Raw genomic sequence first — 13438 nt, 5'->3', positions numbered from 1 at the left:
CCGTCTAGATGTGCATGCATATAGTAATTGCAGATAGGTAAGTTCCATTTCGGTTCAAAACAGAACTACCGATCCCCAGATACAGAAAGGAGTTGTGGGGAGTGCGAGTTGATGTCGTTGGCAATGTGAATGAAGTACGTACCATTGATATTGCAGGGCGAAGTGCAGTTGTCATTGATGTATTGTGTACGACCAGTACGATTGTTACGGCTCTGGCGTATGACGCTTCGGCTGTGATTGCCGTAGAGACCGTTCCACAAGCCAAACAAATGGAAGTGAAAGATTGCATTCGAGGCGGGGAGCGTTTTGACAAAAAAATCACCGGATTCGAAGTGGGGAATTCCCCCTATGAATATATGACTGCAGGCATTGCAGATAAAACAATCATTCTAACCACAACCGATGGAACACGAGCTTTGATCAAGGCTTCCAAGGGGAAACATGTATTTGCTGGTTCATTTCTCAATGTGCAGGCTGTTGCAGCAGTTCTATGTGAACTTCAACGAGATGTATTACTGTTATGTGCGGGGAACCAGGATGAATTTGCTCTGGAGGACGGGTTGTGTGCTGGATGTATCATCGATGAACTGCACCGTCAATCCTGTTCTCCCCTCCAACTTAACGATCTCGGCATCGTTCTTCATCAGGCGGTATCCCAATGTCAGGAGAGCATCCCGGAGCTGGTGCAGGGGTCTGTTAGCGGGCGGAGACTTGAAAAGTTAGGCAGAGTTCATGATATTTCGTATTGTTCTCAATTAAACCTGCTGGATTGTGTTCCCGAGATGGGGGAGGGGAACCGCATGCAACCTTATAGAGGCATACGCGGGGGAAAGATGTTCAAGTTGATGTGAGAATTGTTATGAGAAAAACAAAAAAAGGTGTACTGCTGCCCGTTGGCAACAGTACACCTTTGCTAATTTACATACACATAAAACACCTTATCTGCGATCTTGAGGTCCGCCGATAACAGCTTGCTCTGCAGTGTCGAGATCATATGCTGTATGCAATGCCTTAATGACGTCATGCAGCTTATCTCCGTCAATGACACAAGATACTTTGATCTCGGAAGTGCTCACCATCTTGATGCTCACGCCTTCAGCGGAAATGACTTTGAACATCTTCGCAGCTACACCAGGGTGACTGACCATACCTGCGCCAACAATGGAGATTTTAACGAGGTTCTCCTCTGATGTGACTTCACGGTAAGGCAAACGGCTGTGAAGGCCTTCAATGACACGTAATGCGTTCTCACGATCAGACAGCGCCACAGAGAACGAGAAGTCCGCTTTGCCATCCATCACTCCGCTCTGAACGATAATGTCCACATCCAGCTGATTGGACGCAAGCGCACCAAATACTTCGGCCAGAACTCCTGGTACATCCGGCACACCCAGAATACTGATGCGAGCCACATTTTTGTCATAGGCAATACCACTAACCACTACGCCTTGTTCCATTGCTGCTTCCTCCTTCACAACCGTTCCTTCATTATGGTTAAAGCTGGATCTTACAATTAAAGGTACACCGGAATGCTTCGCGTACTCTACTGCACGCGGATGCAGCACCGCTGCTCCCAAATTAGCAAGTTCCAGCATTTCGTCATACGATATTTCCTTCAGCTTGCGTGCAACCTTAACGATCCGTGGGTCCGTAGAATAGATTCCGTCTACATCCGTATAGATCTCACACGCATCAGCCTTAATTGCTGCCGCCAGCGCTACAGCTGTTGTATCCGAACCACCACGACCCAGCGTTGTGATCTCGCCGTCTTCCGTCATGCCCTGGAAGCCTGCAACAATAACAATGTTGCCCTCGGCAAGTGCTGCATTCACACGGTCAGGTTGAATATCATGAATACGTGCTTTTCCGTGAACCGGCTCTGTGCGGAATCCCGCTTGCCAGCCTGTAAACGATACCGCCTTACGTCCGAGCGCTTGAATAGCCATGGATAACAAAGAGATCGAAATCTGTTCTCCTGTCGTTAAGAGCATATCCATCTCACGAGCAGGCAGATCACTATTCAGTTGTTTTGCCTGATCAATCAAATCATCTGTTGTATCCCCCATGGCCGAAACCACAACTACACACCGATGTCCTTCATCAGCTTTTTCTACAACACGTCCGGCTACACGCTTCATGCGTTCTGTATCTCCGACCGAGCTGCCCCCAAATTTCATGACGTACAATGACAACGCAAATCCACTCCCTACCTTGTGCAGTATGCATAATTAATGTCCATCGTCATTATTCTCTACGAGAAATGACTTTAACCCAGTATATTACGAAAGCGCCTGATAGGCTAATCTTTTTTCGAAAAAACCCTCTGCCAAAGGAATGGCAAAGGGTTGTTAATACAGTTTATTAGCTTACAGATTGTGAAAGTTACGCACGGGAAGAGTATTTACCTTCACGTGTGTCAATCAGGAGAACGTCACCTTCGTTAATGAACAAAGGAACTTGTACATTCAAGCCTGTTTCCACTTTTGCATTTTTGGTAGCGCCTTGTGCAGTGTTACCTTTAACACTTGGCTCAGTCTCGATGACTTTCAACTCAACGCTTGTTGGCAAGTCAATTCCGAGAATTTCACCTTGGTAGCTAACGATCTTAACGACCATGTTTTCTTTCAGGAAGTTCAATTCCCATTCCAGTTGATCACTAGTCAATGTGAACTGATCATAAGTTTCGTTATCCATGAACGTGTGCTCTGTACCGCTTGCATACAGGTAGGATACGCCACGGTTTTCGATGATGGCACGACCAATCGTTTCGCCTGCACGGAATGTTTTTTCAACGGTGTTACCGTTACGCAGGTTTTTCAATTTGGAACGTACGAAGGCAGCGCCTTTACCTGGTTTAACGTGTTGGAAATCAAGCACGGTATAGATATCGTTATCTACTTGCACGGTCAAGCCTGTTTTAAAATCGTTTACTGAAATCACAAAAAATCCCTCCTGATATGGTTGAAAAGTAGGTGATATATGACAATGGGTTAATGTAAAGGTGGGTTTATTCTGAATTGATGACCATGTGCAAATGTGACCGTTACGGGTTCGGATCGTTCCTCCGATCGCTGTTGTCTCCTCATTTTCCCGACTAGATTTTAATAAGGTTTAAAATGAGGAGACAAAGGCGAGCGCTTCGCTTCTTCAGAATCGATTCCGCTCCCTTCACTACTTTTGCAATGGTCCATAACAATCAGCAATAACCTGTACCTTTATATTAAAAATCGTCTTATATCCCTGGTGGCTGTAAATTAGCCGATTACGGTGAACTTCTTGTCCGACTTCGTGAGAATATGAATACCCGTCTCGGTAATCACTACGTCATCCTCGATACGTACGCCGCCAAGCCCGTCAATATATATACCCGGTTCAACGGTAACAACCATACCCGGTTTCAATACATCGTCGCTAAGCTTGGACAAGCGAGGAGCTTCGTGAACTTCCATACCCAGACCGTGGCCTGTGCTGTGTCCGAATTGATCTCCATATCCGTGACCTGCAATGATATCACGAGCCAATGCATCTGCTTCCCGTCCGGTCATACCCGGTTTCAGGTTCTCCAGCGTATGTAACTGAGCTTCCAGTACAATGTCATAAATTTTACGCAGCTCAGGTACAGGTGTACCTGTTGCAATGGTACGTGTCAGATCTGAACAGTATCCGTCCAAAAGTGCACCAAAGTCAAATGTAATTAACTCATTCTGTCCGATGACCTTACTGCTCGCTACACCGTGAGGCATAGCAGAACGTTCACCCGATGCTACAATGGTGTCAAACGAAGAGGACGTTGCTCCATGTTTGCGCATGAAAAACTCCATCTCCAGATCCACTTCACGCTCCGTCATGCCTGGTTTTGCAAACTGCAAAACGTGGCTGAACGTAGCATCTGCCAGATCTGCTGCTCTCTGCATGACGGCGATCTCGTCTTCATCCTTGAACATGCGAAGTTGTTCCACGATCCCGGATACAGCTTTCAGTTCAATAGACTGCAGTGCTTCAGCATAAGCGGAGTGCGTGCCAAATGTAACACTATCCTGCTCAAAGCCCACTGCTTTGATATTCGCGGATGTCAGCAATTCGCGCACCGTATCCATCGGCTTGGCTCCATGCTCCACAACGGTAAATCCTTTGGCTTGCTGAGGCGCTTGTGACATATAACGGAAATCAGTCAGCAGATATGCATCCTGTTCCGTGATCAGCACATATCCCGCCGAGCCTGTAAAGCCCGTCATATAACGACGGTTAATCGGGTTTGTAATCAGCATTGCTGTGAGTTCACGCTCACGCATGGCTTCACGCAACTTATTTACTCGTTTGTTTTCCATCGGTAACCCTTCTTTCTCTCACATTCCCGGGTTCCCGGCTCAGGTTTGTTTGTCCAGATGACGCACAAGAGCCAGCAATCCCAGTTCATAGCTTACTTCGCCAAATCCGGCAATCTGCCCGATTGTTTCCGCTGCAATCACTGAATGATGTCTGAACGCTTCGCGTGCATGAATGTTGGATAGATGTACTTCAACCGTAGGGACTTTTACAGCATTGATTGCATCACGTATAGCATAGCTATAATGGGTAAATGCTCCGGCATTCAGTATGATTCCGTCTGCCTCACCCATCGCTGCATGAATGCGGTCAATGATGTCCCCTTCATGGTTCGATTGATAAAAAGCGATGGAGACGCCAATTTCATCAGCCTGTCTGCGAATTTTGTCCTCAATATCCTTCAGACTAAGCGTTCCATAGATGCCCGGTTCGCGTACACCAAGCATGTTCAGGTTCGGACCATTGATCACAATAATTCGTTTCATCGCTGCTCCACCCTCTCTGCAAATAACCATCTGCTATTTTAACACAGCCATTGCCGGATTGAGAAGCTTTTTTGCGCTATGCCCCCGCTTGCTCCGGCTCGCGTTTACGTTCATCCGTGTACTCCATGGCTACCGTGTAACCAATGAACAGCCCCCATAACAAAAAGAAACAGAGCTCCGTGATGATTGAATCCCACGTTAAACCGTTCAAAGGCTTCATCATACCCAGTTTTGGTCCGACCAGTACAAAGAGAATCAGCCACCAGACAATTCCATACACCATGCCAGGTATAGGCCCTTTCAGTTTTCTAATCGTGAACGTATAGAGCAAGGAAGCCAAGATGGAAAATACGATAAAAAACAGCCAGCCTGTCAAATGTCCTGCTGCGGTATATATATATTCATGTTTGAAAAAAGGCTCGGCCAGAAATCCGACAGGTACAATTGTAAAATGCAACAGATAGAATAGCCAATGCAGCCCACCCCATATAAAACCGGCAAAAAAGCCTAGCTCTAACGCAAAGGAAAATGGCTTCGTGTAGTAGTGAGCTTGACCTTGCCTCTGGGTAGGGCGCCTGCCCTTGTCTTTTTGCTGACGTTCTTTCGGACGTTGACCTTCATCTTGTGATGTATCTTCATGCTTACGTTCTGTCATCGATATTCTCCTTCATTCAGTTGATAATCCCGCATTATGCCTCGAATTTCCGCTCCGATTCTACGAGGTAGTATGTTCAAAACAGGACAATCTTAACAACATCCTTCAAGGTTTGACTCACAAACTAGAAATTGGTCTTAAAATTCGATACAATAGGGTTATTAAACTGCCTTTGATCGCGAAGGCCTAGAACAGAATAGGAAGGTGAATAATTTGCCTCAACAATCCAAGCCTGTCAGCTATGGGGGGCAAGCTGTCATTGAAGGCGTAATGTTCGGTGGGAAACATGTCAACGTTACAGCTGTTCGTAGAAAAGACGGCGAAATTACGTATCTGGAAGTTCCCAAGCAAGACAAGTCCTGGGTCACGAAATTGCGGCGGATTCCTTTATTACGCGGAATTGTCAGCATTATAGATTCAAGTGTCAAAGGTAGCAGACATCTCAATTATTCTGCTGACGCCTATGCTGATGATGAACTGGAACCGGAAGAGAAAGCCAAGCAAAAAGAGAAAGAAGGTTCAGGCTGGAGCCTTAGTATGATCATTGGTGTGACCGCCGTAGCCATCCTTTCATTCCTTTTTGGTAAAGTTGTGCTCACATTGCTTCCTGTTGTTATCGAGAATTTTCTATTCAAAAATGCATTCGACAATCAGTTTTTGCATAATTTACTGGAAGGCGGCATTAAGCTGATCCTGTTACTCTCCTATCTGTGGTTAATCTCACAGACACCGATGATTAAACGTCTCTTCCAGTATCATGGAGCGGAACACAAAGTAATCAGCGCACATGAAGCTGGTGAAGAACTGACACCGGAGAACGTGCAAAAGTACAGCCGACTGCACTACCGCTGCGGAAGCAGTTTCATTATGTTGACTGTCATCATTGGAGTGTTTCTATACTCCCTCTTCACGTACGATAACCTCTGGGAACGGATGGGTCAGCGTCTGTTGTTATTGCCAGTTGTGCTAGGCATTTCTTTTGAACTGTTAAAGCTCACGAATTCAGTACGTGATATTCCTGTACTGCGTTATCTCGGATACCCGGGATTGTGGCTGCAATTGCTGACAACAAAAGAACCGACCAACGAACAGGTAGAAGTATCCATTGCTTCGTTTAACCGTATGCGTGAGTTGGATGCCAAGCTTGCCAATGTCTCTGCTACGTCAGAAGTACCTGTTGCAACACTCGATCCTGTGAAAGGGTGAATGATATGAACAAGCAGGCAATCTTATTTTGGACGTTCATTGCACTAGCTGCTGTTGGAGTCTTGACTTGGCTGGGGAACGCTAGTCCATCCAGGATCATTATTCCTCTGGTCGTGTTCGGAGCTGTATTCCTGCTGTACAAATATCCGCCTCGTCGCTGGGCAAGCAAAACCAAATCACCAAAGATCAAGCCATCGGCTCGAACCATGGCGAAAGTCAATGCACAGTCCAGTGCCAGAAAGAGCAGCGGCTCTTCTAAGAAACGCAAGGATTATCCTTTCCAAGTGATTCAGGGACAAAAAGGTAAAAGCGATGAAGATATACCGAAATTTCATTAAAAGTTACTGATATACAAAAAAGCAGTTCTCCCAATATGCGGAGAATTGCTTTTTTCGCGTTTATACAGGAATCAGAGGCGGAGCTTCTGCCTGTTTCTTGCGCAATTCTTTTCGTTGTTTGTCCAGCTGTTCATCATACACTTTCATATTCCACCCGTTGAAAAATTCACTCCCTGCGGTAGTACCTGATCGATATAAGGCCGTGCTGTCCTGTAACGATAAATGAAATTGCGTTGGTTTAATCCCAAGCGTTGGTATCTTCACTGTCCGAAACCGGTTAATCTGTTCGATGTAGCGTTCATCATGTGCTGTGAGCATCGTCTCCACAAGGGCCTGAAGCATGCTTAACGGTCCTTTAATCCGGGCAGGTTCCACTTCCGTCTTCCCCACCATTTTGAATCCGACAACCGGAATAACGTCTCCACCTCGTTCCGTACGATCCCCATCGAAGAGCCACAGCGGAAAATTGCTAAGCAATCCACCATCCACTACATAGACGAACTGATCTTGAAAAGGAAGTCCTTTGGAGAATACTGGCGATTTACGTATGATTACCGGATCGAAAAAATACGGAATACTGCAACTCATACGTACCGCTTTTGCAACATCCAGCTTCGCAGGATCAATGCCGAACCGACGAATATCGTCCGGCAGCACCAGAATGGTCCCATTGGATATATCGGATGCGGTAATAAGCAACTTGCCTTGCGGCAAGTCAGCGAATGTGCGAATCCCTTTCTGCTCCAACATCTTGCGAATCCATGATTCCAGCGCTTCTCCGGAATACAGTCCTTTCTTCAAGAACAGCCTTGCTGCGGGTCCGATCCATCGGGTATTAAATATGGGGGAACGACGCAGCAATGAAACAAAGGGTGTATTCTCAATAATGACTTTCATCTCTTCGGCCCGGTAACCCGCCGCTAGCAGAGCAGCTACAATGGAGCCCGATGACGTGCCGGCCACCCGATTGAACTGAATGCCACAATCTTGAGCACCCTGCACAGCACCCGCAAGCGATATTCCCTTGACGCCTCCACCTTCAAATACCGCGTTAATTAACATAACAAAAAACCCCCGTTCTCCAGGCAGCCACGTTTCTACTGCCACTCTATGAGAACAAGGGTTTGTCTTATCACTGTATTGTTAAAATGTTTTATAGACCATAGTAGGCTTTTAATTTGGCAATCAAGCCGAGAGGGTTCTTCGTCAAGTACTGTGAACTAAAGAAAATATCCCCTTTGACCGAACCATACTTCTTGTTGTAGTTCAGCTGATCGATGATCTCCTGTGAAGTCTGCCAGCCAATTTCCGGCGTACCTAACTTATAAGGAGAGTGACCGATATACAATTTTACATTTGTGTTAGCCACTTCATTCGCCCACCAGTCCACGACTTTGTCGTATCTGGCTACACTTAGTGTCATACTCCAATACACCTGCGGAGCGACATAGTCGATCCACTCCTGGTTAATCCATGTCCGCACATCTGCATTCATGCTGTCATACGCGGTTACTCCTGCTTTGGTATCAGAACCCGTCAGATCAACAGATTTGTTACGCCATACACCAAATGGACTAATTCCATATTCAACGTTAGCTTTCACGCTGTGAATGCTCTGTCCGAGCTGCTTAACGAACTGATTGATATTGTCCCGACGCCACTCAGCACGGTCTTTGGTATTCAATGTGTTATAGGTTTTGAAGGCGGCATCATCATTAAAAGTCACATTGGATGGATAGAAATAATCATCCAGATGTACACCATCAATATCATACTGATTGACCACTTCCATGATTGTATCGATAATATGCTGTCTGGCTTCCGGGATACCCGGGTTAATGTACATTTTGCCGGATGCATTCACAATCCAGTCGGGATGAAGTTTGGAGATGTGATTTGCAGCCAAGTTCGTTGTACTCGCTGAGTTGGTCGCTCTAAACGGATTAAACCAGGCATGGAACTCCAGGCCCCGCTTGTGAGCTTCCTCAACCATGAAAGCGAGGGGATCATAGCCTGGATCTTTACCTTGTGTTCCTGTCAATACGCTGTTCCAAGGTACCAGACCTGAAGGATAGATGGCATCCCCATTGGCTCTCACTTGGACAAATACGGCATTAATGCCCATACCTTGCAAAGTATCTAGCTGTTTCGTATACTCCTGTTTTTGCTTCTCTACATTTCCCTTGGCACCGGATGTAGGCCAGTCTCCATTCACAGTGGAAATCCAGGCTCCCCGCATCTCTTCAGAAGCTGGTACAGTGCCCGTACCTCCAGGCTCCGCTGGGGTTGCCGGGGTTGGTTCAGGAGTTGGGACTGATTCGTCTCCTGTGTACAGATCAATGGTCTGGGCTGCCTGATTCCAGTTCACTCGAATGCCAAGATTCTCACTGACGAATCGAATGGGTACCATGACCCGACCTTGTTTCAATTCGACCGATGCATCCAGACCAACTACAGCGTTATCCACGGTCGCCTGCTGGCGCCCGCTCGTCATAGAGATGACTGAATCGGATTTCTGAATGGTCACGGTACGAGTAGCTTGAGACCATAAAACAGACGCACCCAGTCCTTCGCTAATAACACGCAGAGGTACCATCGTTACATTTACTTTGGGCAAGATGTAGGGTGATACATCCGATTCCAAACGGTTGCCGTCCAGAAAAATAGCGATTTCCTTCTGCCCGGCTGCTTGTGCCGTCATGCCTGCTGTCTGTAATCCAAGTACAAAAATGAGCAGCAGCATCAATCCTTTACGAAAATTCATTAGTGCAGTCCTCCAAAATCATTATAAATTTGCGGTAAATTCTACTAGTTTAATAGACGCTCCTACCCATCGTTTAGTTGCGAAAATCACCAAATTATGGTGTTAATCCAAACAAAAAAATGCTTCCTGCCATTAAAACGGCAAGAAGCATCCTTTGATCACAGGATACGATTCATTGTATATCACCATGTTGAAACCACTGCTGAAACTTAAGACTCCGTATTACTCATGACGTCCTGAAGATTTTTGAGGTCACGCAACCGACTCTCATCCTGACGGAAGTATTCAACCAAGGACTCAATGCATGTAATGGAGTCCCAGCTCAGATGATGTTCAATGCCTTCAACATCATTGTAGATATTTTCTTCCTGAACACCAATCGTTGTCAAAAATTGTTCAAGCAGATGATGGCGCTCCATCAAACGTTTGCCCATCTTTTTGCCTTTTGGCGTAAGCACCAGTCCGCGGTACTTCTCATAGATCAGGTACTCGTCTTTGTCCAGCTTTTGGATCATCTTCGTCACCGATGAAGGATGTACTTCCAGTCCTTCAGCTATATCAGACACACGAGCATAGCCCTTTTCATCAATTAATTTGTATATACGCTCCAAATAATCTTCCATACTGGGCGTTGGCATCTGCTTCCCTCTTTTCTCTCTGACCGGCCCCTATTCGTGCCTGGTCCCTATCTTATAATGATACATGTTATCAATACGCATTGGCAAGTCCTGCACAGTTCGCAGCGCGCTCTTACACAAGTAATTGGCAGGCGTGACTTCTACCCAAACGAGGCAAACTAAACAAAGTTCCGCATCGAAAGGAGTGATTTCGTGAGTACAAGTGTAGCCTCACCGCCAGTTCGTAAAGCAAAAGGTACTAAACCCTTTATTCCCGATTTGGTGTATTTTGAACCCGGTGCGTTGGAATATGATAAAGGCAAACGGATTATGGAATGGGTGACATCCAAAAACATACCTTATCAGATGACCACATCCCATAACCGAATCACAAACTTGCCGGGTGAAACCGAACAAGAAAAATATCGGATGGCAAAGCGTACTCTGGTCGTTGGTGTGCGCAAAACACTCAAGTTTGACCAGTCGAAACCTTCAGCGGAATATGCCATTCCCATCTCTACAGGCTGTATGGGGCACTGTCATTATTGTTATCTTCAAACTACCCTTGGTGCCAAACCTTATGTCCGTGTCTACGTTAATACTGAGGAGATCATTCAGGCTGCCAAAGGATACATCGAAGAACGCGCGCCTGAAATCACACGATTTGAAGCCGCATGTACGTCTGATCCGGTAGGACTCGAGCATATCACGGAAAATTTAAGTGACTTGATCCGTTTTATGGCAGATGAAGAATACGGACGCTTGCGCTTTGTAACCAAATATCATCACGTTGATCCGTTGCTGAACATCAAGCATAACGGTCACACCCGTATCCGGTTTAGCGTCAATTCGGATTATGTCATCAAAAACTTTGAACCGGCTACCTCCAGATTTGAGGAACGCATTGAAGCTGCTGGCAAAATTGCACACGCCGGTTATCCCCTGGGATTCATTATCGCTCCTATTATGTGGTATGAAGGCTGGGAAGAAGGATACTCGGAGCTTTTGCAGAAGCTGGCAGATACACTTCCAGAGGAAGCAACCAAGGATCTTACGTTTGAGATGATCCAGCACCGTTTTACCAAAACGGCTAAAGCAACGATTGAGAAGCGTTATCCTAAAACCAAGCTGGAGATGGATATTGAGAAACGCAAGATGAAATGGGGCCGCTGGGGTCAGTACAAGTATGTGTATAAGGATGACCAGCAAGATGCGCTGCGCGAATTCATAACGGAACGGATCTTTGAACATTTTCCACTAGCCAATATTGATTACTTCACCTAAACGAAAAACAGGATTGCCCAAAATCATATGCAGTTAAAAGCATTTCTAACAAACGATTAAAAAGCAGGTTACATGACCCAGAGTGTCTCGGGTAACATGTAGCCTGCTATGTCATACATAATAAAACTTAAATTCCGTTCATCCGTTTAAATAATCATCCAGTCTGGTGTAATCTGCTGCAACCAGATCGTAATCTTTGTCATCTGATCTGTAAAAAGCAATACCCCAAGGAACAACATTAATGCTCCCCCGACCTTCATCATGACATTGGAATACCGTAAGATCCAGCGTGTCGAACCAATGAAAAACGCCAAAATGAAAAACGGGATGGCAAACCCAGCAGTATAACCTGTAATCAACGTCAGCCAGGTTGTGGGCTCACTTGCAGCCATCGCAATGATCGCTGTTAGAATAGGACCAATACACGGCGACCAGCCTGCTGAGAAACCGATGCCAAATATAAAAGAGCCCAGATAGCCTGCTGGTTTCCATTTCATATCCAGCTTTCGTTCCTTCATTAGAAACTGCGGCTTGAACACCCCAAGCAAAAATAACCCCATAAGCATAATCAAAATCGCAGACAATTGCCGAATCAGTTCGCGGTTATCGTTGAAAAATTGACCAAACAGTCCCGCACCAAGGCCAAGTGAATAAAACACAGCCGAGAAGCCTAAAATAAACGCCAGCGTATGCGTCATGGTCTTAAAGCGGACTTCGCGCTGATTGCGGTCATCCTTCAATTGTTGTACCGTCATACCTGTAATGTAGGAGAGGTATGATGGATACAGCGGAAGACAACATGGTGATATAAATGAGACTAAACCTGCTACAAAAGCCATCCATACATTAACATCAGGCATGAAGCGGATGTCTCCCTTCCCGGGCTCACGTGCTTGCTCGTTCAGTCGTCAGGCTCGGAACCCTTTTTTTCCAATCATCGTCAGAATCAGCATCATGATCAGCAGTAATACAATCGTTGCTCCAGGTGCGAGGTTCCAGATGCCTGCTACAACCAGTCCAAGGACTACGGCAATTTCGCCAATCACCACGGACAAAATAATGGCGGATTTGAAACTTCGGGCCATCAACAGGCTGACCGCTACCGGAATGGTCAATAGCGCTGACACCAGAAGCGCACCGACAATCTTGATCGCCGTGCTAATGACAAGTGCTGTCATCACAGTGATTAACATGTTCAGAATTCTCACAGGCAACCCTGTAACCGCTGCCGCATCTTCCTCAAAGCTGAGCAGGAAAAATTCCTTATGTAACAATGCCACTACAATCACCACGATCAGCGTAACCACACCTACCAGCTTCAAATCCGTAGCGTCTAATGTATATATGCTGCCGAACAAATAACTCATGACATCTGCATTATATCCTTTGCCCAGCGTGAAGAACAAGGAAGCAAGAGCCACACCACCGGACATGATAATGGCAATCGATAATTCGGCGTAACTCTTGTACGCTTTGCGCAATTTCTCTATCGCAAATGAAGCAAGCACGGCAAATATCAAGCCCACCGCAATGGGATACACTTCAATCAGGAATCCAAGTGCAACACCGGCAATGGTCACATGAGACAAGGTGTCTCCGATCATGGATAACCGCCGCAAGACCAGGAACAGTCCGATTAACGGAGCGGTAATGCCAATTAACAATCCACCCGCCAGGGCACGCTGAAAAAAATCACTCATTAATATTTCCAAAACAAACACGACTCCTTCGGCCTTACTCTAATCTAATGGGCCATAAATACG

The 13438-nt window shown here is 46.0% G+C and carries 14 protein-coding genes; 4 read left to right on the top strand and 10 right to left on the bottom strand.

Annotated elements, in window-relative coordinates:
- Positions 1-101 precede the first annotated feature (101 nt).
- Positions 102-851, top strand: a complete 750-nt coding sequence (locus NSQ38_RS16055; RefSeq protein ID WP_338587749.1) for a 2-phosphosulfolactate phosphatase — start codon at positions 102-104, stop codon at positions 849-851.
- Between the two features lie 87 nt (positions 852-938).
- On the opposite strand, the gene NSQ38_RS16050 is transcribed toward NSQ38_RS16055, so the two are convergent.
- The 5 genes from NSQ38_RS16050 to NSQ38_RS16030 form a co-directional block, all read right to left on the bottom strand.
- Complete coding sequence (locus tag NSQ38_RS16050; protein ID WP_047843625.1) at positions 939-2192, bottom strand: aspartate kinase; 1254 nt, start codon at positions 2190-2192, stop codon at positions 939-941.
- A gap of 190 nt (positions 2193-2382) precedes the next feature.
- Positions 2383-2940 carry an elongation factor P gene (gene efp, locus NSQ38_RS16045; RefSeq protein WP_017687580.1) on the bottom strand — a complete coding sequence of 186 codons (558 nt, stop codon included), beginning with the start codon at positions 2938-2940 and terminating at the stop codon, positions 2383-2385.
- 314 nt (positions 2941-3254) lie between these two features.
- Entirely contained in the window at positions 3255-4328 is a 1074-nt protein-coding gene (locus tag NSQ38_RS16040; RefSeq protein ID WP_339782919.1) for a Xaa-Pro peptidase family protein, read from the bottom strand.
- Positions 4329-4367: 39 nt separating this feature from the next.
- Positions 4368-4811, bottom strand: a complete 444-nt coding sequence (gene aroQ / locus NSQ38_RS16035; RefSeq protein WP_036614400.1) for a type II 3-dehydroquinate dehydratase — start codon at positions 4809-4811, stop codon at positions 4368-4370.
- A 76-nt stretch (positions 4812-4887) separates the two neighbouring features.
- Positions 4888-5466, bottom strand: a complete 579-nt coding sequence (locus NSQ38_RS16030; protein ID WP_339782918.1) for a YqhR family membrane protein — start codon at positions 5464-5466, stop codon at positions 4888-4890.
- 213 nt (positions 5467-5679) lie between these two features.
- Between NSQ38_RS16030 and NSQ38_RS16025 the strand changes: the two genes are divergently transcribed.
- A complete protein-coding gene (locus NSQ38_RS16025) occupies positions 5680-6672 on the top strand; it encodes a DUF1385 domain-containing protein (RefSeq protein WP_339790561.1) in 993 nt (330 codons plus the stop codon).
- A 5-nt stretch (positions 6673-6677) separates the two neighbouring features.
- On the top strand, positions 6678-7010 hold the full coding sequence (locus NSQ38_RS16020) for a hypothetical protein (RefSeq protein ID WP_036614407.1): 333 nt from the start codon (positions 6678-6680) through the stop codon (positions 7008-7010).
- 60 nt (positions 7011-7070) lie between these two features.
- Here the strand turns inward: NSQ38_RS16020 and NSQ38_RS16015 are convergent, their stop codons facing one another.
- The 3 genes from NSQ38_RS16015 to mntR all read right to left on the bottom strand — a co-directional run bounded on the left by NSQ38_RS16015 (position 7071) and on the right by mntR (position 10412).
- Positions 7071-8072, bottom strand: a complete 1002-nt coding sequence (locus tag NSQ38_RS16015) for a patatin-like phospholipase family protein (protein WP_338587758.1) — start codon at positions 8070-8072, stop codon at positions 7071-7073.
- Positions 8073-8163: 91 nt separating this feature from the next.
- Positions 8164-9774: a family 10 glycosylhydrolase gene (locus tag NSQ38_RS16010; RefSeq protein ID WP_339782916.1), complete on the bottom strand. Its 1611-nt coding sequence runs from the start codon at positions 9772-9774 to the stop codon at positions 8164-8166.
- A 209-nt stretch (positions 9775-9983) separates the two neighbouring features.
- A complete protein-coding gene (gene mntR, locus NSQ38_RS16005; protein ID WP_062835284.1) occupies positions 9984-10412 on the bottom strand; it encodes a transcriptional regulator MntR in 429 nt (142 codons plus the stop codon).
- A 192-nt stretch (positions 10413-10604) separates the two neighbouring features.
- Here mntR and splB point away from each other — a divergent pair, with 192 nt between their 5' ends.
- The gene (gene splB, locus NSQ38_RS16000; protein WP_338587763.1) at positions 10605-11675 is read left to right on the top strand and encodes a spore photoproduct lyase; all 1071 of its coding nucleotides are present in this window, start codon (positions 10605-10607) and stop codon (positions 11673-11675) included.
- A gap of 146 nt (positions 11676-11821) precedes the next feature.
- Here the strand turns inward: splB and NSQ38_RS15995 are convergent, their stop codons facing one another.
- Together NSQ38_RS15995 and NSQ38_RS15990 are read right to left on the bottom strand one after the other, a co-directional pair.
- Positions 11822-12535 (bottom strand): cytochrome c biogenesis protein CcdA, encoded by a 714-nt coding sequence (locus NSQ38_RS15995; protein WP_339782914.1) that lies wholly within the window; start codon positions 12533-12535, stop codon positions 11822-11824.
- A 48-nt stretch (positions 12536-12583) separates the two neighbouring features.
- On the bottom strand, positions 12584-13387 hold the full coding sequence (locus tag NSQ38_RS15990; RefSeq protein ID WP_017687569.1) for a metal ABC transporter permease: 804 nt from the start codon (positions 13385-13387) through the stop codon (positions 12584-12586).
- Positions 13388-13438: the final 51 nt, after the last annotated feature.

The sequence above is a fragment of the Paenibacillus sp. FSL R7-0313 genome, from assembly GCF_037969885.1.
GTDB lineage: Bacteria > Bacillota > Bacilli > Paenibacillales > Paenibacillaceae > Paenibacillus.
The sequence above is the reverse complement of the archived record's forward strand: the minus strand, read 5'-3'. Positions and strand labels throughout refer to the sequence as shown.

What these genes read in the sequence shown, in the direction of transcription:
- NSQ38_RS16015 (WP_338587758.1), bottom strand. Translation starts at nt 8,072, where the DNA reads ATGTTAATTAACGCGGTATTTGAAGGTGGAGGCGTCAAGGGAATATCG.
- NSQ38_RS16020 (WP_036614407.1), top strand. Translation starts at nt 6,678, where the DNA reads ATGAACAAGCAGGCAATCTTATTTTGGACGTTCATTGCACTAGCTGCT.
- mntR (WP_062835284.1), bottom strand. Translation starts at nt 10,412, where the DNA reads ATGCCAACGCCCAGTATGGAAGATTATTTGGAGCGTATATACAAATTA.
- NSQ38_RS16010 (WP_339782916.1), bottom strand. Translation starts at nt 9,774, where the DNA reads ATGAATTTTCGTAAAGGATTGATGCTGCTGCTCATTTTTGTACTTGGA.
- NSQ38_RS16030 (WP_339782918.1), bottom strand. Translation starts at nt 5,466, where the DNA reads ATGACAGAACGTAAGCATGAAGATACATCACAAGATGAAGGTCAACGT.
- aroQ (WP_036614400.1), bottom strand. Translation starts at nt 4,811, where the DNA reads ATGAAACGAATTATTGTGATCAATGGTCCGAACCTGAACATGCTTGGT.
- NSQ38_RS16040 (WP_339782919.1), bottom strand. Translation starts at nt 4,328, where the DNA reads ATGGAAAACAAACGAGTAAATAAGTTGCGTGAAGCCATGCGTGAGCGT.
- NSQ38_RS15995 (WP_339782914.1), bottom strand. Translation starts at nt 12,535, where the DNA reads ATGCCTGATGTTAATGTATGGATGGCTTTTGTAGCAGGTTTAGTCTCA.